Raw genomic sequence first — 20,263 nt, forward strand, 5'->3', positions numbered from 1 at the left:
GGGCCGCTGCTGCGTTCTCTCCCTGAGGTGACCGCGGCCGGTCGGGGTGTGCGTTTCCCCCGTACCTGCTCACCTCAGGAGAAACTCCCATGGCTGTCCTCACCACCTCTGAACTGCACGCTGCCCTCGCCCTGCGCGACCTCGCCGATCCCGCCGAGGGGCCGCACGCGCTCCAGCTGATCGTCGACTCGATCCGGACGGCGCTCGGCCAGGCCTGGCCGTACACCGAGACCTGGATCCGGCGCGACCACCCGGTCGTCCCGCTCGCCGACAACTACGACAACCTCGGGTACGCCGCCGACGCGGTCACCCGGGACGCTCGCTACACCCGCTACGCCTCACCCGGTGAGGTCCTGCGCAGCCACACCTCGGCGATGATCCCGCCGGCGCTGCGCGAGCTGGCCGCGTCGGAGTCGACCGACGTGCTGATGATCTGCGCCGGGATCTGCTACCGCCGCGACTCGGTCGACTGGCAGCACACCGGGACGCCGCACCAGCTCGACCTGTGGCGGATCAGCCGCGACGTCGTGCTGGGCGAGCCCGAGCTGGAGGACATGATCGAGCGGCTCGTCACGATCGTGCTGCCCGGTCAGACCTACCGGACCGTGCCCGCCGTCCACCCGTACACGATTCACGGGCGGCAGATCGACGTGCTGCTCGACGACCAGTGGATCGAGATCGGCGAGTGCGGGGTCGCCGCGCCCGCCGTGCTACGCCGGGCCGGGCTCGACGAGCGCTGGACCGGGCTCGCGATGGGGCCTGGGCTCGACCGGTTGATGATGCTGCGCAAGGGGATCCGGGACATCCGGCTGCTGCGGTCGACGGATCCGCGGGTGGCGGGGCAGATGCTGGATCTGCTGCCGTACAAGGCCGTCTCGGCGATGCCCGCCGTACGCCGGGACCTGTCGGTGGTCGTCGGCCCGGACACCGATCTGTCGCCCGAGCTGCTCGGTGATCGGGTCCGGGACGCCCTGGGGACGGACGCGGCCGAGTCGGTCGAGGTGCTGAGCGAGACGCCGTACGACGAACTGCCGGAGGCCGCTCGCACCCGGCTCCAGATCGCGCCCGGCCAGCGGAACGTGCTGGTCAGGCTGGTCCTGCGGCCGGTCGACCACACGCTGACCGACGCCGAGGCGAACCAGCTCCGGGACCAGGTTTACTCCGCGCTGCACGAAGGCCCGGTCCTGGAGCTGATCAGCAACCTCAGATGATGACCCAGAGCAACGCTGCCATGCCGAAGCCGACCAGGGACAAGACGGTTTCCAGGACCGACCAGGTCAGCAGGGTCTCCTTGACGGTCATGTTGAAGTACTTGGCGACGATCCAGAAGCCGCCGTCGTTGACGTGGCTGAGGATGATCGAACCGGCGCAGATGGCGGCGGCGATCAGGGCCAGGTGCGCCTGGGAGTAGCCGTCCGCGGTGAGCAGCGGGCCGACGATGCCGCCGGTGGTGACGATGGCGACCGTCGCCGAACCCTGCGCGATGCGAAGACCGCAGGAGATCACGTACGCCAGAAGGAGAACGGGGAGTCCCGCGCTGGACAGGCTCTTGGCCAGCGCGGCTCCCACCCCGGTGGCCGAGATGACCGCGCCGAAGAAGGCGCCGGCGCCGACCACGAGCAGGATCATGCCGACCGGCTTGAGGGAGTTGCTGCTCAGCTCGCTGAACTCGGCGTTCGTCATGCCGCGGCGGACGCCGAGCAGGTAGTAGGCGAGCAGTACGGCGAGCAGCAGCGCGACGGCCGGGTTGCCCAGGAAGGTCAGGACGCTGAGCAGGTCGCGGTCGGGGTCGAGGATCAGCGTGCCGAAGGTGGCGCCGAGGATCAGGACCAGCGGGAGCAGGATCACGCTCATCACCAGAGCCAGGGACGGCTCGGGCCGGGACTCCTCTTCCTCGACCACGTAGTCGGCGGGAACGCTGACCGGGACGCGCGGCGCGATGTAGAGCGGCCAGAGCACACCGGCGACGGCGAACGCGGGCAGGCCGCAGGCGAGACCGATGATGATCAGCCAGCCCATGTCGACGTGCAGCAACCCGGCGACCGCGGTCGGGCCGGGGTGCGGCGGGAGAAAGGCATGCGTCATCGAGAGGCCGGCGAGCACTGGGAGCGCGTAGAGGACGAGTGACTTGCCGCCGCGCTTCGCCGCGACGTACACGAGCGGGGCGAGAACGAAGATGCCGATGTCGAAGAAGACGGGGATTCCGAAGATCAGGCCTACCAGGCCCATCGCGACCGGCGTACCCTTCGGCCCGAACAACTTCAGCAGGCGCCGGCTCAGGACGTCGGCGCCGCCGGAGCGTTCGAGCAGCGCGCCGAGGACCGTGCCGAGACCGATGATCACGGCGATGTGGCCGAGGATCCCGCCGAACCCCTTCTCCAGCAGCGAGTCGCTGGACTTGAGCGCCGTACCGACGATCGTGCGGACGTTCAGGCCGGCCGCCAGCGCCAGGAACAGACTGGTGGCGAGCAGCGAGATGAACGGTTCGAGCTTGACCTTGATGATCAGGAACAGCAGCAGCGCGATCGCTACCACGCACAGCAGCAGCAACCCGGGGGTGCTGGTGTGCAGCCAGTCGACGGCTCCGGACATGGGGGACTCCGAGGGGTGGGGAGGGACTGCGGTCGGGACATACCGCAGTACGGGGTGGTGCGGGTGGTGCCTCGGTACGGTGTCAGTTGAGGGCGGAGCAGAAGGCCTTCGCCTTCGCGGTGATGTCGGACCAGTTGCCGGAGGCAACATCGGTGGGAGCGACGACGTCGGTGCCGGCGCTGACCGCGAGCGCGCCGGCGTCGAGGAACGCCTTGGCGTTGCCGGCGTTGACACCGCCGGACGGGACCAGGGGGACACCGGGGAACGGGCCGTTGAGGTCCTTCAGGTACTTCGGGCCGAACTGGTGCGCCGGGAAGATCTTCACCGCGTCGGCGCCCAGTGCGAGGGCGGTCATCACCTCGGAGGGGGTGAGTGAACCGAGGACGATCGGTACGCCGGCGTCGTGGGCTGCCGCGACGATCGCCGCGGCCTCCGGGCCTTGACCGGGGGTGACGAGGAACTTGGCGCCGGCGTCGACCGCGGTCTTCGCCTGGGCGGCGGTCTGGACGGTGCCGGCGCCGACCACCGCGCCGGTGTCGCCGGAGGCGGCGCGTTCCAGGTGCTTGGGGAGGTCGGGGGTGGTGAAGGTGAGCTCGATGACGTGGATGCCGCCGGCAACCAGCGCCGAGCAGAGGTCGCGGGCGTCGCCGATCGCGGGGGCGCGGACGACGCTCAGCACACGGTCGGCGCGGAGGAGGTCGAGGGTGGACATGGGTGGGTCCTTTCGCGGGGGCGGGTCGGGGGGCTTGGGGTGGGTCAGGAGGAGAGGCGGGGTGTGCGAGCGGAGAGGCGTGGGGGCGGGGTCGGTCAGGGGGTGGGGGCGCGGCGGATGGCTCGGCCGGGGAGGGCGTCCGTCCGGACGCCGTTCTCGATCACCGGTACGCCGCCGACGAGGACCCAGGGGATGCCTTCGGCCTGTTGGCGGGGATTGGCGAAGGTCGCGGTGTCCTTGACCGTTGCGGGGTCGAACAGGACCAGGTCGGCGTGGTAGCCCTCGCGGATCAGGCCTCGGTCGGTGAGGCCGAGGCGGCGGGCCGGGCGGCCGGTGAGGTGGTGGACGCAGTCGGCGAGCTCGAGGACGCCGAGCTCGCGGACGTAGTGGGCGAGGTAGCGCGGGAAGGTGCCCCAGGCGCGTGGGTGTGGTTTGCCGCCGACGAGGATCGCGTCCGAGCCGCCCGTGTGCGTCGGGTGCTGCATGATCGCGCGCACGTTCTCCTCGTGGCCGACGTGCTGCAGGATCGTGGTGGCGAGGTTGTCGCGGACCAGCAGGTCGAAGAAGACCCAGGACGGGGTCTTGCCGAGGCCCGCGGCGATCTCGGCGACGGTGTTGCCGACGGCGCCGGAGAGGGCCGGGTTCTTCACGCCGCCGATCTCGATGGTGTTCCAGTCGGTGACGCAGCCGTGGCAGCCGTCGGTGCCGATCTCCTCCAGCTCGTGGGTGATCCGTTCGCGGTCCTGCGGGTCCTGGAGGCGGGCGAGCAGCGCGTCCGGGCCGCCCGCGGAGGTCCAGCTCGGGAGGATCGCGGCAAGAGTTGTTGCCCCGGGCAAGTACGGGTAGGTGTCGGTGGTGATGTCGACGCCCTGCGCCAGGCCGTCGTCGATCATCTGCAGGAGGTCGACGCCGCGGCCGCGGTTGGGTTCGAAGTTCATCGTGGCGTGGGTGAGGTGCAGGGCGCAGCCGGAGCGCTGCGCGACGTCGATCATCTCGCCGTACGCGTCGAGGGCGTTCTTTCCGTACGAGCGCTGGTGCGGGCTGTAGTAGCCGCCGTACTCGGCGACGATCGTGCACAGCTCGACCAGCTCGTCGGTCGTGGCGAACATGCCGGGGGTGTAGGTGAGCCCGCTGCTCATGCCCAGCGCGCCTTGCTGCAGTCCTTCGGCGAGCAGCCGCTTCATCTCGTCGAGCTCGGCGGGTGTGGCCGGGCGGTTCTCGGTGCCGACGACCATCATGCGCAGGGTGCCTTGGGGGACCAGGTACGCCGCGTTGCAGGCGATCCCCTGGTCGAGGCGCGCGAGGTAGCCCTCGACGGAGTCCCACGAGAAGTCGAAGTCGTCGGGCTCGCCGTTCCACCCGGCGATCTGCCGGCGTACGGCCGCTCGGGTGGGGTCGTCGATGGGAGCGAACGAGAGGCCGTCCTGCCCGAGGACCTCCAAGGTGACGCCCTGACTGACCTTTGCGGTGTGGTCGGGGTTGGCGAGGATCTGGAGGTCGGAGTGCGCATGCATGTCGATGAAGCCGGGGGAGAGTACGAGCCCGGAAGCATCAATGGTTTTTTCAGTGGGTGCTGCTGTTCCGATGACGGTGATGCGGCCGTCGTCGATGGTGACGTCCGACTGGTACGCCGGGGCGCCGGTGCCGTCCAGGACTGTGGCGTTGGTGATCTGCAGCATCAGAAGAACGTCCTCACCAGGTCGACCACTACCGGGTCCGCCGCGTCCGGGTCGTCCAGGACCGGGATGAGGCCCCATTTGTCGAAGGCGGTGCAGGGGTGGGAGAGACCGACTCTGAGCTCGTCGCCGATGACGACCGGGGGCTCGCCGGTCTCGGGGAAGTGGAGGAAGCCGTGCTGGTCGTTGAGCTTGGTGACGGTCAGGCCCTTCAACGGGGTGGGCGCATCCGACGCGACGCGGGGGCGGAGGAGCTGGGGCTCGGGCAGGCCCTCGTCGAAGGGGAGGTCTCGTTTGCCGGCGTCGAAGATGGCTAGGCCTGGTTCGGGCTGGGAGGTGATGCGGACCCAGCCGTGCATGGACGGGACCAGGCGGTCGCCGTCGGTGCGGGGGGCCGAGCCGAGGGGGGAGATCTGGCGGTAGTAGCCGTCGTCGTGGGCGATGTAGGCGCCGGAACGCAACACCACTCGGGCGCCGGACGACGAGAGCGGGCCCAGGACCTTGGCAACCTGTTCGAAGTAGGCGCTGCCGCCGGCGGAGACCACCGGTGTGATGTCGTCCGGATACACATCAGCCAGCTGGGTGTGGACATCGGCGAGCGTCTGCAGGTACGCGCGGACGTGTTCGAGGCCGGCCTCGTCGGCGCCGTGGGCGATGGCGCCTTCGTAGCCGGCGACTCCGGCGAGGCGAAGGGTGGAGGAAGCGGCGACGGCCTCACCTACAGCGCGGGCGGTTTCAGCGTCCCGGGCACCAGTACGGCCGTGCGAACCACCCATCTCCACCAGTACGTCGAGCGGCCGCGCGTCCGCGCCGACGTGCGCGGACCGTGCGGCCTCCATCTGCTCGACGGTCTGCACGGAGTCGGCCCAGACGAGGACCTCGAACGACGGGTCCGCGGCGAGCTGGTCGGCGATCCAGCGGAGCTGCAGCGGGGAGATCACCGCGTTGGCGACCATCACCCGCCGTACGCCGAAAGCCCGGGCGACCCCGAGCTGGAACGCGTTGGCGAGCGTGATCGCCCACGCGCCGGCGTCGAGCTGCGCGGCCCAGAGCGCGGGGGCCATGGTGGTCTTGCCGTGCGGCGCCAGCTCGACGCCGTGCTCGGTGCACCAGCGGGACAGCGTCCCGAGGTTGTGCTCCATCCCGGGACCGGACAGCGTCAGCAGCGGGGTTGGCAGCTGGGACAGCCGCGGCCGGTCGGCGAGGATCTCGCGGACGGTCCGGCCCCACCATGCCGGGGGCAGCGCCTTGTCCTGCCAACTCACCGGCTGGTCCGCCAGGGCTGCGACCGCGGCTGCGTCGTAGGAAGCTGACATCGGCTGGTTCCTCCAGGAGCTCGGTGAGGATTGCAAGGTACGCAACGACCGTTGCGCATTCTGACCACTCGGTTGTAGCATCGCGCCAGAACTCCCGTCAACGGACTGCGAGAGAGGACACCCGATGGTCGACCTGGTGCCCCGCGCGGTCTGCCTCGGTGAGGCGATGATCATGCTCGCCGCCGACACCGGTGCCCCGCTGGAGGATGTCGAGACGTTCCGTCGTTCGGTCGGCGGCGCCGAGTGCAACGTCGCCGGCGGACTGGCCGCGCTCGGCATCCCGACCGGCTGGATCTCGCGCCTCGGAGCTGACGGTTTCGGCCGGCACGTGCTGCAGGACCTGCGCGATCGAGGCGTCGAGGTCGGCGGCGTGGAAGACGATCCAGACAGGCCGACCGGCTTGTACGTGAAGCACACGCTCGGCGGGCGCACCCGGATGCACTACTACCGGTCCGGTTCGGCGGCGTCGGTGATGGATGCCGGCTTCCTGGATCGGCCCGCGGTGCGCAACCGGCTGGTTGGCGCCGAGTTGGTCCACACGACGGGGATCACGGCCGCGCTGTCCGAGCAGACCGCGGGCATGCTCGACCGGCTCGCGGCGCTCAAGAACACCCTCGGTTTCCTGCTGAGCGTCGATCTCAACTGGCGACCCGCGCTCTGGCGGGACAAGGACCCCGCGCCGCTCTGGCGTCTCCTGCGCGCGGCAGACGTCGTACTGATCGGTGCGGACGAGGCGATGCTGTTCGCCGGAACCAGTGACCCCGGCGAGCTGCGCGAACTATTAGGGCCTAGGGCAACCATTGTGGTGAAGTCGGATGCCCACGTTGCGCTCGCGTTGGAAGCAGATGAACGCCGTACGGAAGTCCCCGCGCTCAAGGTCGACGTCGTCGAGCCCGTCGGCGCAGGCGATGCCTTCGCTGCTGGCTTCCTCGCAGCGACGCTGCAAGGCCTGCCGATGGAGCAGCGGCTGCGCTCCGGCCATCTGAGCGCCGCGGCCGTCCTCACCGTCCCGAACGACCACGCCGAGCCGCCGGAAGCCTCCCTCCGGCAGGCGTTGCTGCAGTGCCCGGCCGAGGAATGGGCCGAGGCAAGGGTCGGCCCGATGGGGGTGACCGTGTGAGTCAGAGTCTGGGCCGCGCCCTGCAGATCCTGGTCAGTCTCGGTGAGGGCGACCGCTCGCTCGACCAGCTGGCGACCGAGCTCGACGTGCACAAGACGACCGTGCTCCGTCTGCTGCGCACGATGGAGACCGAGCGTTTCGTACGCCGTGACGAAGCGCACCGCTACCGCCTCGGCTCCCGGCTGTTCTCGCTGGCCGACGCGTCCCGCGAGCAGCACGTCGTACGGGACGTCGCCGCGCCGCACCTGCGCAAGCTGAACCAGCGGACCGGCCAGACCGTGCACCTGGCGGCGTACGAGAACGGGCAGGTCATCTACATCGACAAGCTCGACAGCGTGCAGTCGGTCCGGATGTACTCCCAGATCGGCGTCCCGGCGGCGCTGCACTGCACCGCGGTCGGCAAGGTGCTGCTCGCGGCGCAGCCGAAGCGGCAGCGGGAGGCGTTGCTCGCGACGATCGAGTACCACCCGTTCACGCCGAACACGATCACCGGGCCGGACCAGCTGCGCGACGAGCTGGACAAGGTCCGGGCCCAGGGCTGGGCGCACGACCGGGCCGAGCACGAGTCCTTCATCAACTGCATCGGCGCCCCGATCACCGAACGCTCCGGCCGGGTCGTCGGCGCGGTCTCGGTCTCGGCGCCGGACGTGCTGCTCAACTACGAACAGGTCCTGGAGCTCCTGCCCGACCTGCTCGCGACCACGGCCGCCATCGGCGCCGACTACCACTAGAAAGGCCTTCACCTGATGTCCGACAAGACCGTCGTCTCCACCACCGACGCGCCCGCCCCGATGCCCGTGTTCTCCCAGGGGGTGCGCAAGGGCAACATCCTGCAGGTGTCCGGCCAGGGGTCGGTCGACCCGGCGACCGGTGCGTTCGTCCACGAGGGCGACGTGAAGGCGCAGACCACCCGCGTGCTGCAGAACATCGAGGCGATCCTGAAGGCCGGCGGCGCGAGCATCGACGACGTCGTGATGCTGCGCGTCTACCTGACGTCCCGCGACCTGTTCGTCCCGATGAACGAGGCGTACGCCGAGTTCGTCGGCGAGCGCACCCCGAGCGGCGTGCTGCCGTCGCGCACCACCGTCTTCACCGGCCTGCCGCTGGAGCAGATGCTGGTCGAGATCGACGCCCTGGCCGTCCTGTCCTGAATACGTAGTCCCGCCGCGAAGCCACCTGGTTGAAGGTGGGACGATAAGCGGGATGGCAGCTCCCGTCAGTCTCTGGAAGATCGCCCCCTCGGTCTACCTGCCGGCCCTGCTGTACGGCATCGGCCAGGGGGCGATCGCTCCCGTTGTCGCTCTGTCGGCGCGGGACCTGGGTGCGTCGTTCGCGGTCGCCGGCCTGGTCGTCGCGGCGGCCGGTGTCGGCCAGGTGATCGGCGACATCCCCGCCGGCACGCTGACCACCAAGGTCGGCGAGCGCCGCGCGATGCTGCTCGCGACCGTGCTGGTCTCCTTCGCGCTCGTCGCGTGCCTCGTCGTACCGAACGTCCTGGGCCTCGCGCTCGCGATCGGTGCGACCGGTCTGGCCGGCTCGGTCTGGGGGCTCGCCCGCCAGGCCTACCTGAGCGAAGCCGTCCCGCTGGAGCTGCGCGCCCGGGCCCTGTCGACGCTGGGCGGCGTCCAGCGGATCGGCTCGTTCATCGGTCCGTTCCTCGGCGCGTTCGTGATGCGCTTCCTCGGCACCGACGGCGCCTACTGGGTCCACCTCGTCGCCGCCGCGCTGGCGTGCGTCGTACTGCTGAGCCTTCCCGACATCGAGTCCGTACGCCGCAACCGCCTGGCCCGGCCGGTCGTCATGCAGTCCACCCGGGCCGTGATCCGCGAGCACTTGCCCGTACTGCGGACGCTCGGCGTCGGTGCGCTGCTCGTCGGAGCGGTCCGGGCGTCGCGGCAGGTGGTGATCCCGCTCTGGGCCGAGCACATCGGGCTGGATCCGCAGACGACCAGCCTGATCTTCGGCGTCTCCGGCGCCGTCGACATGTTGCTGTTCTACCCGGCCGGCTCGGTGATGGACCGGTTCGGGCGCAAGTGGGTCGCCGTACCGTCGATGACCGTGCTCGGCCTGGCGCACCTGCTGCTGCCGTTGACGCACTCCGCGGGCGCGCTGACCGCCGTCGCGCTGGTGATGGGCGTCGGCAACGGGCTCGGCGCCGGGGTGATCATGACGCTGGGCGCGGACGCCTCGCCGCCGGTCGGCAGGGCACAGTTCCTCGGGGCGTTCCGGTTGTTCGCGGACTCCGGGAGCGCCGCCGGTCCGTTCCTGCTGTCGGCCGTCACCGCGATCAGCGCGCTGGCTCCGGCGATCGTGGTGATGGGCCTGACCGGCTGGGCGGCGGCGCTGGCGATGAAACGCTGGATCCCACCTCACAACGCCAGATCCGGTTAGTGGTTGAGATAAGCCAGCACAGCGCGCACCCGCCGGTGTGACTCGTCGGCCGGCGGCAGGTCGAGCTTGGTGAGGATGTTGGTGATGTGCTTCTCGACCGACGGCGGGGCGAGCACCAGCTGGGCGCAGATCGCCGAGTTCGACAGGCCCTGGGCGACCAGCGCCAGGACCTCGCGTTCGCGCGAGGTCAGCGTGCCGATGCCCTGGTCGCGGTTGTTGCGGGCGAACAGCTGGCGGATCACCTCCGGGTCCATCGCGGTCCCGCCGGCGGCGACGCGGTCGATCACGTCGAGGAACTCGTCCAGCGCCGTGACCCGGTCCTTGAGCAGGTAGCCGACCGCGCCCCGGCCGTCGGCGAGCAACTCGGCGGCGTACACGCGTTCGACGTACTGGGAAAGGATCAGTACCGGGGCGGTCGGCGTGCGGGCGCGGATCGCGAGGGCGGCCCGCAGACCCTCGTCGCGGAAGCCGGGTGGGAGCCGGACGTCGACGATGGACAGGTCGGGCTGGTGCTGCTCGACCGCCTTCTCCAGGTCGGGGGCGTTGTCGACCGCCGCGACGACGGTGTGGCCGGTGTCGGTGAGCATCCGGACCAGGCCGTCCCGGAGCAGCAGCAGGTCTTCCGCGATCACGATGCGCATGGGAACTCCGTGAGTAGGACGGTCGGGCCGCCGGGCGGGCTGGTGACGATCATGGTGCCGTCGAGTGCTTCGACCCGTCGGCGCAGGCCGTCCAGGCCCGATCCGGCCGGGTCGGCGCCGCCGCGGCCGTCGTCGCGGACCTCGACCGACAGCGCGTCCTCGGTCCGCAGTACGACGACGCTGCACTCGGTGGCTTCGCTGTGCTTGGTCGCGTTGGCCAGGGCCTCGGCGACCACGAAGTACGCCGCCGACTCCACGGCAGGCGGCACCTTGCCGGTCTCGTCGGCGCGGATCAGCACCGGGATCGGTGCGTCACCCGCGAGCGCGGTCAGCGCGGCGGAGAGCCCGCGGTCGGTGAGGATCGGCGGGTAGATCCCGCGGACCAGCCGGCGCAGCTCCTCCAATGCGTCGTCGAGCTGACGCCGAGCGGTCTGGACGCCCGCACGTGCGGGATCCTCGTCCTCCAGGCCGGCCAGTCGCAGCCGGCGGTCGGTCAGCGCGAGCGTCATCCCGGCGGCCACGATCCGGGCCTGGGCGCCGTCGTGCAGGTCACGCTCGATCCGCTGCAGCTCGGCGGCCTGGGCGTCGATCACCCGGCGCCGGGTGTTCGCGAGCTCGGTCGCCCGGTCCTCGAGGCGCTGCCGGGGACCAGGACCGAGCAGCCGCCCGGCGATCGTTGCCTGCAGCATCGACAACCGGCGGACCAGCCAGGCCGCCACCGGGGCCAGCAGCAACCCGATCACCGTCAGGACGAAGCGCCCCGGTACCGAGTTGAACAGCCAGTACGGCACCGGCGGGAGGTTCGGGTTCGGCACGGACCACAGCCACACCGGGGCGAGGACCGTCGCCGTCGTGATCACCGCCACCAGGCTGCCGACGAACCCGATCCCGGCCCCGAGCGGGAACATCAGCACCAGCCAGCTCAGGTCGCGCCAGGTGGCCGCCTGCCGGGCGATCGCCCGCCCACGGGTCCACGGGTTCCGCGCGCCGACCGTCTCGTACGGCGACTCGATCCGTGCCCCGAGCAACCACCCGGCCCGGCGGCGTTCCAGGCCGGCGATCAGCCGGGTGAGCCAGGTGATCGGGAGGAAGACCGGCGGCCCGAGGTAGGTGATCGACAGCAACGCGCTGACCAGCGTGCCGGCCAGGGCCCAGAAGAAGGCGACGGGTCCCAGCAGCACGCTCGGCAGCAGGTAGGCCAGACCGCGGGCCGTACGACGAAGCACGGCGCTCAACCTAGCTTCCTCACAGGTTCGGCAACGACTTGCGGCGGACGACCAGTCGCGCGGGGATCGCGGCGGTCACCACTCCGAGGGCGCCGACGCCGGCCAGCAGGCCGAAGTACCGGGCGGGTTCGGCGAACAGGCGCCACTGACCGTCCTGCGCGATGCTGAACGCGCCGACCACGATCCCGGTGATCAGGCAACCGATCAGCAGCGCGACCGCCACGGTGATCGCCGCCTCGCGGCCGAGCATCCGGTGCAGCTGGGGCGCGGTCGCCCCGGTCAGGCGCAGGCCCGCGAACTCCCGCCGCCGGGCGCTGGTCGACAGCGCGAAGGTGTTGGCCACGGCGATGGCGGTGAACCCCAGGGAGATCAGGACCATCAGTTCCCACGCGGCCTGCTGGTTGCTCGCGTCGGCCGGCTCGTTCGCCGTACCGCCGACGACGGTGAGCCCCGTTGCGGTGATCGCCTTGGCGAGGTCCGGCGTACCGGCCAGGTAGAGCGTGCCGACCAGGCCGCGCGGATCGTGCTGGGCGACGAGCTCGGCGGGCAGCACCAGTTCGCCGAAGCCGCGCCAGTTGTCGTAGATCGCCACCACGGTCAGGGACTTGTGGGTGCCGTCGGCCATCCAGGCCTCGGTCTTGTCGCCCACCTTCCAGCCCCGCTGGTCCGCGACCGGACGGCTCGCGGCCAGCGTGTTCGCCTTCAGGTTCGTGAGCTTCCCGGAGACGACGGCCAGGTCGAGCACGCTCTGCTCACCCGTCTGCCGCAGGCCCTGCGCCGGGTGGTCCTCCGGCTTGCCGCCCTCGTTCAGGACGACCCGGGTCGGGACGGTCGCCGCCGAGCCGGTCACCTGCGGCAGCGCGGACACCTGGTTGGCGACACCGAGCGGCAGGTTGGTCACCCGGGCGGTCGTCGCCGAGGTCCGGTCGGCCTGCTGGTCGGCGGTGACCTTGGTCAGGATGTCGCCGTTCAGCAGCATCGTGGCGTTGATGGCGAACATCAGCGTCAGCGGGATCGCCACTCCGGCGATCCGGCGGATCTCCGCCCGGCTCATCGACGCGGCCACCCGGCCGGTGACCCCGGTCAGTCCGACCAGCCGGGACACCACCGCGGTCAGCGCACGCACCAGGACCGGCCCGAGCGCGGCCGCCGCACAGAGCAGCAGCGAGGCGCTGACGAACCCCATCCCCATCCCGAACGCGCCGCCCATCGGTACCAGCACGAGCACCGCCGCCGCGCCACCAGCCAGTACGGCGGCCGCGATCACCCGGACGACCGAGCCGCCCCTGGCCTCGGTCACCGTCTCCTGCAGTGCCTGCGTCGGAGCGATCTTGACCGTACGGCGCGCGGCCACGAGCGTCGCCACCTGCGACACGACCAGCCCCAGCACGGCCGCGACGATCAGCACGATCGGGTTCAGGCTGACCGTGAACTGGGCCGGCACCGCACCCAGGTCACGCATCCGGCCCGCGATCAGGTTGGCGGCCACGAGCCCGAGCGGCAGCGCCGGTACGGCGGCCAGCAGCGTGACGAGCCCGTTCTCCAGCCCGAGCATCCGGCGGAGCTGGCGAGGAGTGGCGCCGATCGTCCGGAGCAGCGCCAGTTCCCGCAGCCGCTGGCGGACCGCGAGCGAGATCGTCCCGGTCAGCACGAACACCGCGGTGAAACCGGTGATGCCCAGCACGAACCCGAAGATCGAGATCGCACTGATGTAGTCCGGCACCGCACCGGGCAGGTCCGCCCGCGCCTTGTCCTCGCCGCTGTACACGGTGAAGCCGGCCGCCGCCTTCTCGAGCGCAGGAGTCGCACCAGGCTCAGCCAGTACGGCGACCGCGGTCGGCCCGGCCAGTCCGGACAGCTGCTGGACCGACTGGTCGTTCACGAAGACCCCGGCCTGTCCCGGGACCTTTTCCGCCGGCGCGACGACGCCGACCAGTCGCAGGTCGTGCGTGCCGGTCTTGCTGGTGAGCCGAATGGTCTGACCGAGTGCGATCCCGTCCGTGAGCGCGCCTTCGAGCACGACCTCGCCCGGGCGGGGCGCCGTACCGGTGGTGAGATTGAAGGGCGCGAGCTGGGCGGACTGCCAGCCGTGAGCCATGACGGACGCACGCTCCGGCGCCTGCAGCGCCCGGCCGTCCGCCTCCAGTGCCACCGGGAACGCAGTGTCCGGTACGGCGTGAGCAACGCCCGGGACGTTCGCGACGGTGCCGGCGAGCCCAGCAGGCAGCGCGGCTGCTCCGGTGAGCTGCTCGCTCTTGGTCTTCACCTTGACCCTGTCGCCCTTGTTCTTCTCCGTGCTGAGCGTCACCGCACGATCCCCGGCGATCACCGCGTCGGCTGCACCGAAGCGGCTCGTCTCGGTGCCGGCGGTCAGAACGGAGAAGAGCAGGAGGCCGCTGCCGGCCAGCAGGGTGATGGCGAGAAGGGAAGTAAGGAAGGTTCCGGCGAAGGCGCCGATGCGGTGCCGCAGGGTGGCGGCGGCCAGACGGGTGTTCACTTGGTCAGCTCCATCATGCGGGCCGCTACGAGCTCGGCGGTCGGGTCGATCAGGTCGCCGGCGAGCCGGCCGTCCGCCAGGAAGACCACGCGGTCGGCCCACGCGGCGGCGGCCGGGTCGTGCGTGACCATGACGATCGTCGAGCCGAACTCGTCGACGAACCGGCGCAGCAGGCCGAGCACCTCGCGGCCGGTCGACAGGTCCAGCGCACCGGTCGGTTCGTCGCCGAAGATCACCTCGGGCCGAGCGGCCAGCGCTCGGGCGAGGGCGACCCGCTGCTGCTGACCACCGGACAGCTGACCCGGGCGAGCATCCTCACGGCCGGTCAGGCCGACCCGATCGAGCACCTCCTCGGCCCACGCGCGGTCCGGGCGGATACCGGCGAACCGCTGCGGCAGCAGGACGTTGTCCCAGACCGTCAGGGCGTCGACCAGGTTGAACGACTGGAACACGAAGCCGACGTGCTTGCGCCGTACGGTGGTCAGCTTCGGCTCCTTCAGGGCGCCGACGTCCTGCCCGGCCAGCAGGACCGTGCCGCTGGTCGGGCGGTCCAGGCCGGCCGCGCAGTGCAGCAGCGTCGACTTGCCCGACCCCGACGGGCCCATCACCGCGGTGAACGACCCGCGCCCGAACGCGACCGACACCTCGTCGAGCGCCCGGACCCCGGTCCGGCCCGGGTACACCTTCGAAACCGCCTCGAGCGCGACCACGTCGGTGGTCCGCGTGCTGCTGGAACTGCGCGTCAGGATCATGGTCACGATCCTTCGCGAGCAGGCTCTTCCGGCCCACCGTGCGACCCTGGCACTTGGAGGTAGGGACAGCCCTACCCCTAGAACCAATTTGGTTCAGGCGAGGACGACGGTTACTCTGTGATTGCCGAAGACCGCTGGTTACTGCTCTCGAGCAGTTGAAGGTCCCACGAAGGTGGGCGGCCCGCGCAGGTTGACTTGGAAGTGACAGCTTTGTTTGTTCACGCCCTTGCGCCTGCGCAAGGGCGTTTTCGTTTTGTGGGTCGGCGGTGTGGCAGACAAGTCCAACTCTGTCGGAAGACAGAGCGGAAGGAGACCCATGGCGAGGCCGGACAAGGCCGCCGACGTCGCAGAGCTCACTGAGAACTTCAAGAGCTCCAACGGCGCCGTGCTGACCGAGTACCGCGGACTCACCGTGGCGCAGCTGCGGCAGCTCCGCACTACGCTCGGTGACGACGTGAACTACGCCGTGGTGAAGAACACGCTGACCAAGATCGCGGCCAAGGACGCCGGGGTGGAGTCGTTCGACTCGCTCCTGCAGGGTCCGTCGGCCATCGCCTTCATCAAGGGCGACCCGGTGGTCGCGGCCAAGGGGCTGCGTGACTTCGCCAAGGCCAATCCCCTTCTCGTCATCAAGGGCGGTGTGCTGGACGGTAAGGCACTCGGCTCCGACGAGATCAACAAGCTCGCTGACCTGGAGTCGCGTGAGGTCCTCCTCGCGAAGCTCGCAGGTGCGATGAAGGCGGCCCCGCAGCAAGCGGTGTCGCTGTTCGCTGCTCCGCTGTCGCAGGCCGCGCGCCTGTTCGCGGCGCTGCAGGACAAGCTGCCGGCCGAGGCCGCCCCCGTGGCGGACGAGGCTCCGGCTGCCGAAGCGGTGCAGGACGCACCCGCTGACGCACCTGCCGAGGCGAGCACCGAGGAGACCGCGTCAGCTGACAGCTGACCCGTTCGACTCACGCAGTACCCCATTCAGTGATCACCCAGTGAGACGTTTAGGAAGGACCGCCACCATGGCGAAGCTCAGCACCGAAGAGCTGCTCGGCCAGTTCAAGGAACTGACCCTGCTGGAGCTCTCGGAGTTCGTAAAGGCGTTCGAGGACGAGTTCGGCGTCACCGCCGCTGCTCCGGTCGCCGTCGCCGCCGCCGCGGGTGCCCCCGGCGCCCCGGCCGAAGAGGCCTTCGAGCAGGACGAGTTCGACGTCGTCCTGGAGTCGGCCGGCGAGAAGAAGATCCAGGTCATCAAGGAGGTGCGTGGCCTCACGAGCCTCGGCCTGAAGGAGGCCAAGGACCTCGTCGAGAGCGCGCCGAAGGCCATCCTGGAGAAGGTCGACAAGGCTGCCGCGGAGAAGGCCAAGGAGGCCCTCGAGGGCGCCGGGGCCACCGTCTCCGTCAAGTGACCTGTGCGGCCTAGGCCGCACACCCAGCAGTAGAACGAAGGGCGGTTCCCCCAGGGGAGCCGCCCTTCGTCATGTCCGGCGATCGAGGCGGCGCGCGAGATCCAGCACCGCACGACGAGCAGGTACGCCGACGTACCGGTGGGCGCCCTCGGCAACGAGCACCGTGAGGCCGATCCAGCACAGGGCGAGCAACGCGTTGGAGATCGTGCCGGCGTGGACCGGGCCGAAGCCGTGCAGGACGAGGGCCTGCAGCAGGAAGAGCGGGTAGCCGATCACGCCGAGACGGACCAGGAACGGCTGGGCCAGCCAGGGGAGTGAAGGCACTCGGCGGATGATCATGCCGAGGACGAAGGCCAGCGGCCGGTTGAGCAGCGGGAACGCCGCGTAGAAGAGGGCGAGCGCACCGACGAACCAGGTCTGGTCGGCCCACACGGCTCGGACCCAGTCACCGCCGTTCAGCATGCCGAGCAGCAGGACGACAAGGCCGACCACCAAGTACAGCGGGACGACGCGAGCCACCCGGGCCGCGGCGTACCGGCCGATGACGCGCCGGCCGGAGGTGTAGGACAGGCCTGGGTAGTTGTAGGTGAGCACGAAGGCCGACAGCAGGAAGAAGAAGACGACAGCCACCGATGCCGTCAGGTCGACCACGTCCTTCAGGTATCCCGGCGCTCCGCGCCAGACGCCGACGGTCGAGGCAACGACCGCGAGCCCGGCCAGGCCGCGTAGGCCGGTGACAGGCAGCAGCTCCGGCCGCGGGTGCGAGAGCGCGGCGCCTTCGGCAACCGATGTGAGACCGCTCACGCCGACACCTCCGACGTCGTACGGTCAGTGACCGCCGGACGCGACCGTGGCACCAGCCGGAGAACGAACCGCCGGGCCGGCACCTCGATCAGCCGGTGCGCTCCTTCACCGATCAGCAAGCAGAGCGCGGCCACCACCAGCACACCGGCGTACGGCGCCCAGCCGGCCGGGTGCTCGAGCATGCTGCCGCGGTCCTTGCCGAGGAACGACAGCAACGGCCGATGGGTCAGGTAGACCGCGTAGCTGGCAGTACCCAGCGTCACCAAAGCGCGCGTCGCGAAGAACCGCGACAGCCAAGCGCCGGGGGCCGCCGCCAGCATCAGCAGCAGTACGGCGAACGGCAGCGTCCACATCGCGCCGTAGAACGCGGGCAGCATCCAGCGCGCGTGCGAAGGCCCGGCCGCGGCGATCACCAGCACCACCACGACGCACAGCCCCTGCACCCAGCCGGCCACCCGCGCGCGCATCCGGAACCCGCGCAGCAGCAGGAACGCCAGCGACACCCCGATCACGAACTCGGACAGCCGGGGCAACGGGTTCCGGTAGAGCCAGCGGTGCCCGGACGACGCGTCCTTCACCGACAGGAACGCCCAGCCCTCGGTGGTGAACAGCGCGACCAGGAACAGCTGTACGGCGAACGCGAAGGCGATCAGCCCGAGCAGTCCGGCGACGCCGAAACGCCTGGACAGCAAGGCGACCAGGGGCACCAGGAACGGGAACACGGCGTACAGGAAGAGCTCGACGCAGATCGACCAGCCGGGCGGGTTGTAGCTGGCCTGCCCGATCGCGTAGTCGCCCGACCAGGCCTGGATCGCGAGCAGGTGCCGCCACAGCGATTCCTGCGGTACGTCGTGCGCCGCGCGCTGCAGCACCAGGTAGACCAGGACGACCCAGTACAGCGGCATCACGCGCGCGATCCGCGCGACGTAGAACCGCCAGAGCCGGCCGGGCGACGAGACCGTCAGCGTGGAGTAGTTCCAGGCCAGCACCAGGCCGGACAGCATGAAGAACAACGGCACGCCGATGTACCCGGACTGGACGAGGTTGCGTAACGGTTCGGGAGCGGAAGCTGGTAACCCGATGTGATGAAGCACCACGGCGAGTGCTGCCGCAGCCCGTACTCCGGTCAGCGCTAGGATCTCCGAACGCGGATGTGGGAGCTGGTCCCCGTGCTGCGGCGAGGTGATACCTTGCGGCGGCCGGTGCCGCAGCCGGTTCAACCAGGTAGCTGACCGCGGCACAAGGGTTCCCTCCGGCAACTAGAACGCTTCGGTGTGGCACAGGACTGTACCCACAGAGTTGTCATGACTTGACAGACAGGGGTTACAGAAAAGCGTACTCGTGCGTAACCTAGGGCACCGCGCCCTCGTTGTTCCGGTGGAACGTCGTCGGTCGGGGGCCAACTTTTCCCGTGAGGAGGACCGGTGGGCGTAGAAGTCCGCGTCGAAGGACTCACGAAATCCTTCGGAAAGCAGCTGATCTGGGGCGACGTGTCGCTGACGCTGCCGGCCGGCGAGATCTGCGTGATGCTGGGTCCTTCCGGGACCGGGAAGTCCGTTTTCCTCAAGACGCTGATCGGTCTGCTCAAGCCGGACCGCGGTCACGTCTTCATCGAGGGCACCGACATCGCCACCTGCTCGGAGCGTGAGCTGTACGAGGTGCGCCGGCTGTTCGGGGTGCTGTTCCAGGACGGCGCGATGTTCGGGTCGATGAACCTGTACGACAACGTCGCCTTCCCGCTGCGCGAGCACACCAAGAAGTCCGAGTCCGACATCCGCTCCATCGTGATGGAGAAGATGGAGATGGTCGGCCTGGTCGGCGCGGAGAAGAAGCTACCCGGCGAGATCTCCGGCGGGATGCGCAAGCGGGCCGGGCTGGCCCGTGCCCTGGTGCTCGACCCGGCGATCCTGCTGGTCGACGAGCCCGACTCCGGCCTCGACCCGGTCCGGACGTCGTTCCTGAACCAGGTGATGATCGACCTCAACGAGGCCTTCGGCGCGACCTTCCTGATCGTCACCCACGACGTGAACACGGCCCGCACGGTGCCGGACAACATCGGCATGCTCTACCACAAGCACCTGGCGATGTTCGGCCCGCGCGAGATGCTGCTGTCCAGCGAGGAGCCGGTGGTCCGGCAGTTCCTGAACGCGCAGATGATCGGCCCGATCGGCATGTCGGAGGAGAAGGACGCCGAGGAGCTGGCGGCCGAGGCCGACCAGGAGCTCCCGCCGCTGCCGCCGATCCCGCTGCAGCAGCTGCCCAGCAGCGGCATGCTCCGCCCGACCCAGCGCCCGCCGGGCGAGTGGTGCGAGGAGAACGGAGTGACACCGCCCCCGGGTTCCTTCGCCTCCGCGTCAGTGGGGGCTCTGTGACGGTTTCAGCCACCGCCCCGCTGAAGGCTGCCGGCTCGTTGTTCGCCTTTGCCCTGGACACCGCCCGGGCGTCGGTCCGCCGGCCGTTCCAGGTGCGCGAGTTCCTGCAGCAGGCCTGGTTCGTGGCCAGCGTGACGATCATCCCGACCGCGCTGGTCGCGATCCCGTTCGGTGCGGTGATCGCACTGCAGGTCGGCGGGCTGATCAAGCAGTTCGGCGCCCAGGCGTTCACCGGTTCGGCCGCCGTGCTGGCCGTGGTCCGGGAGGCGTCGCCGATCGCGACCGCGCTGCTGATCGCGGGCGCCGGCGGTTCGGCGATCTGCGCCGACCTCGGATCCCGCAAGATCCGCGAGGAGCTGGACGCGATGATGGTGCTCGGGATCGACCCGATCCATCGGCTGGTCGTCCCGCGGGTGCTGGCGACGATGCTGGTCGCCTTCTTCCTCAACGGCTTCGTCAGCGTCGTCGGCGTGATGGGCGGTTACGTCTTCAACGTCGTACTGCAAGACGGCACTCCAGGCGCCTACATCGCGAGCTTCACCGCGCTCGCCCACCTGCCCGACCTGTGGCAGGGCCAGGCCAAGGCGCTGGTGTTCGGCTTCATCGCGGCCGTCGTCGCGTCGTACAAGGGAATGAACGCCGGCGGCGGGCCGAAGGGCGTCGGGGACGCGGTGAACCAGTCGGTCGTGATCACGTTCATGCTGCTGTTCGTCGCGAACTTCTCGATGACCGCGATCTACTTCCAGCTCGTCCCGCCGAAGGGGGCCTGA

Annotated in this window: 19 protein-coding genes; 9 read left to right on the forward strand and 10 right to left on the reverse strand. The window is 70.1% G+C overall.

All coding sequences use genetic code 11. The features are described 5' to 3' along the window. Positions 1–89: 89 nt before the first annotated feature. Positions 90–1,211, forward strand: coding sequence for a hypothetical protein (locus ACLQ2O_RS08040; protein WP_425828775.1), 1,122 nt, complete (start codon positions 90–92; stop codon positions 1,209–1,211). Here the strand turns inward: ACLQ2O_RS08040 and ACLQ2O_RS08045 are convergent. From ACLQ2O_RS08045 to ACLQ2O_RS08060, 4 genes are all read right to left on the reverse strand, one after another. Continuing rightward, positions 1,204–2,592, reverse strand: a complete 1,389-nt coding sequence (locus tag ACLQ2O_RS08045; protein WP_425828777.1) for a GntP family permease — start codon at positions 2,590–2,592, stop codon at positions 1,204–1,206. The two genes, ACLQ2O_RS08040 and ACLQ2O_RS08045, sit on opposite strands and share 8 nt — an antisense overlap. A gap of 82 nt (positions 2,593–2,674) precedes the next feature. Beyond that, positions 2,675–3,304 (reverse strand): bifunctional 4-hydroxy-2-oxoglutarate aldolase/2-dehydro-3-deoxy-phosphogluconate aldolase, encoded by a 630-nt coding sequence (locus ACLQ2O_RS08050; RefSeq protein WP_425828779.1) that lies wholly within the window; start codon positions 3,302–3,304, stop codon positions 2,675–2,677. 95 nt (positions 3,305–3,399) lie between these two features. Then, on the reverse strand, positions 3,400–4,983 hold the full coding sequence (locus tag ACLQ2O_RS08055) for an N-acyl-D-amino-acid deacylase family protein (RefSeq protein ID WP_425828781.1): 1,584 nt from the start codon (positions 4,981–4,983) through the stop codon (positions 3,400–3,402). Then, a complete protein-coding gene (locus ACLQ2O_RS08060) occupies positions 4,983–6,296 on the reverse strand; it encodes an amino acid deaminase (RefSeq protein WP_425828783.1) in 1,314 nt (437 codons plus the stop codon). Before ACLQ2O_RS08060 ends, ACLQ2O_RS08055 begins: the two co-directional genes overlap by 1 nt. Positions 6,297–6,420: 124 nt before the next feature. Here ACLQ2O_RS08060 and ACLQ2O_RS08065 point away from each other — a divergent pair, with 124 nt between their 5' ends. From ACLQ2O_RS08065 to ACLQ2O_RS08080, 4 genes are read left to right on the forward strand one after another with little or no spacing between them, the layout of a single operon-like run. Further along, entirely contained in the window at positions 6,421–7,416 is a 996-nt protein-coding gene (locus ACLQ2O_RS08065; protein ID WP_425828785.1) for a sugar kinase, read from the forward strand. Continuing rightward, positions 7,413–8,147, forward strand: coding sequence for an IclR family transcriptional regulator (locus ACLQ2O_RS08070; RefSeq protein WP_425828787.1), 735 nt, complete (start codon positions 7,413–7,415; stop codon positions 8,145–8,147). Before ACLQ2O_RS08065 ends, ACLQ2O_RS08070 begins: the two co-directional genes overlap by 4 nt. Before the next feature lie 15 nt (positions 8,148–8,162). Then, complete coding sequence (locus tag ACLQ2O_RS08075; RefSeq protein ID WP_184798828.1) at positions 8,163–8,567, forward strand: RidA family protein; 405 nt, start codon at positions 8,163–8,165, stop codon at positions 8,565–8,567. A gap of 52 nt (positions 8,568–8,619) precedes the next feature. Beyond that, entirely contained in the window at positions 8,620–9,807 is a 1,188-nt protein-coding gene (locus ACLQ2O_RS08080) for an MFS transporter (protein WP_425828790.1), read from the forward strand. Here the strand turns inward: ACLQ2O_RS08080 and ACLQ2O_RS08085 are convergent. Genes ACLQ2O_RS08085 through ACLQ2O_RS08100 form a run of 4 tightly spaced genes read right to left on the reverse strand, consistent with a single transcriptional unit; the run spans position 9,804 to position 14,923 of the window. Continuing rightward, positions 9,804–10,448: a response regulator transcription factor gene (locus ACLQ2O_RS08085; RefSeq protein ID WP_425828792.1), complete on the reverse strand. Its 645-nt coding sequence runs from the start codon at positions 10,446–10,448 to the stop codon at positions 9,804–9,806. The genes ACLQ2O_RS08080 and ACLQ2O_RS08085 overlap by 4 nt on opposite strands. Further along, positions 10,436–11,674, reverse strand: a complete 1,239-nt coding sequence (locus tag ACLQ2O_RS08090; protein WP_425829101.1) for a sensor histidine kinase — start codon at positions 11,672–11,674, stop codon at positions 10,436–10,438. The genes ACLQ2O_RS08085 and ACLQ2O_RS08090 overlap by 13 nt, the downstream gene beginning before the upstream one ends. A 19-nt stretch (positions 11,675–11,693) precedes the next feature. Continuing rightward, a complete protein-coding gene (locus ACLQ2O_RS08095; protein ID WP_425828794.1) occupies positions 11,694–14,171 on the reverse strand; it encodes an FtsX-like permease family protein in 2,478 nt (825 codons plus the stop codon). Beyond that, positions 14,168–14,923 carry an ABC transporter ATP-binding protein gene (locus ACLQ2O_RS08100; RefSeq protein WP_425828796.1) on the reverse strand — a complete coding sequence of 252 codons (756 nt, stop codon included), beginning with the start codon at positions 14,921–14,923 and terminating at the stop codon, positions 14,168–14,170. Before ACLQ2O_RS08100 ends, ACLQ2O_RS08095 begins: the two co-directional genes overlap by 4 nt. Before the next feature lie 316 nt (positions 14,924–15,239). On the opposite strand from ACLQ2O_RS08100, the gene rplJ reads away from it, so the two are divergent. Further along, positions 15,240–15,863, forward strand: a complete 624-nt coding sequence (gene rplJ / locus ACLQ2O_RS08105) for a 50S ribosomal protein L10 (RefSeq protein ID WP_425828798.1) — start codon at positions 15,240–15,242, stop codon at positions 15,861–15,863. 67 nt (positions 15,864–15,930) lie between these two features. Continuing rightward, entirely contained in the window at positions 15,931–16,317 is a 387-nt protein-coding gene (gene rplL, locus ACLQ2O_RS08110; protein ID WP_425828800.1) for a 50S ribosomal protein L7/L12, read from the forward strand. 69 nt (positions 16,318–16,386) lie between these two features. Here the strand turns inward: rplL and ACLQ2O_RS08115 are convergent, their stop codons facing one another. Both ACLQ2O_RS08115 and ACLQ2O_RS08120 read right to left on the reverse strand, forming a co-directional pair. Beyond that, positions 16,387–17,121: an acyltransferase family protein gene (locus ACLQ2O_RS08115; protein WP_425828802.1), complete on the reverse strand. Its 735-nt coding sequence runs from the start codon at positions 17,119–17,121 to the stop codon at positions 16,387–16,389. Then, complete coding sequence (locus tag ACLQ2O_RS08120; RefSeq protein ID WP_425828804.1) at positions 17,118–18,362, reverse strand: acyltransferase family protein; 1,245 nt, start codon at positions 18,360–18,362, stop codon at positions 17,118–17,120. Before ACLQ2O_RS08120 ends, ACLQ2O_RS08115 begins: the two co-directional genes overlap by 4 nt. A 183-nt stretch (positions 18,363–18,545) precedes the next feature. Between ACLQ2O_RS08120 and ACLQ2O_RS08125 the strand changes: the two genes are divergently transcribed. Both ACLQ2O_RS08125 and ACLQ2O_RS08130 read left to right on the forward strand, forming a co-directional pair. Next, positions 18,546–19,493, forward strand: coding sequence for an ABC transporter ATP-binding protein (locus ACLQ2O_RS08125; protein ID WP_425828806.1), 948 nt, complete (start codon positions 18,546–18,548; stop codon positions 19,491–19,493). After that, positions 19,490–20,263, forward strand: coding sequence for an MlaE family ABC transporter permease (locus ACLQ2O_RS08130; RefSeq protein WP_425828808.1), 774 nt, complete (start codon positions 19,490–19,492; stop codon positions 20,261–20,263). The genes ACLQ2O_RS08125 and ACLQ2O_RS08130 overlap by 4 nt, the downstream gene beginning before the upstream one ends.

The sequence above is a fragment of the Kribbella sp. DT2 genome, assembly GCF_049844575.1.
Taxonomy (GTDB): Bacteria; Actinomycetota; Actinomycetes; order Propionibacteriales; family Kribbellaceae; genus Kribbella.

Coding starts and splice junctions, on each gene's coding strand:
- rplL (WP_425828800.1), top strand. CDS start 15,931: ATGGCGAAGCTCAGCACCGAAGAGCTGCTCGGCCAGTTCAAGGAACTG.
- ACLQ2O_RS08045 (WP_425828777.1), bottom strand. CDS start 2,592: ATGTCCGGAGCCGTCGACTGGCTGCACACCAGCACCCCCGGGTTGCTG.
- ACLQ2O_RS08055 (WP_425828781.1), bottom strand. CDS start 4,983: ATGCTGCAGATCACCAACGCCACAGTCCTGGACGGCACCGGCGCCCCG.
- ACLQ2O_RS08050 (WP_425828779.1), bottom strand. CDS start 3,304: ATGTCCACCCTCGACCTCCTCCGCGCCGACCGTGTGCTGAGCGTCGTC.
- ACLQ2O_RS08085 (WP_425828792.1), bottom strand. CDS start 10,448: ATGCGCATCGTGATCGCGGAAGACCTGCTGCTGCTCCGGGACGGCCTG.
- ACLQ2O_RS08080 (WP_425828790.1), top strand. CDS start 8,620: ATGGCAGCTCCCGTCAGTCTCTGGAAGATCGCCCCCTCGGTCTACCTG.
- ACLQ2O_RS08065 (WP_425828785.1), top strand. CDS start 6,421: ATGGTCGACCTGGTGCCCCGCGCGGTCTGCCTCGGTGAGGCGATGATC.
- ACLQ2O_RS08040 (WP_425828775.1), top strand. CDS start 90: ATGGCTGTCCTCACCACCTCTGAACTGCACGCTGCCCTCGCCCTGCGC.
- rplJ (WP_425828798.1), top strand. CDS start 15,240: ATGGCGAGGCCGGACAAGGCCGCCGACGTCGCAGAGCTCACTGAGAAC.
- ACLQ2O_RS08060 (WP_425828783.1), bottom strand. CDS start 6,296: ATGTCAGCTTCCTACGACGCAGCCGCGGTCGCAGCCCTGGCGGACCAG.
- ACLQ2O_RS08100 (WP_425828796.1), bottom strand. CDS start 14,923: ATGATCCTGACGCGCAGTTCCAGCAGCACGCGGACCACCGACGTGGTC.
- ACLQ2O_RS08075 (WP_184798828.1), top strand. CDS start 8,163: ATGTCCGACAAGACCGTCGTCTCCACCACCGACGCGCCCGCCCCGATG.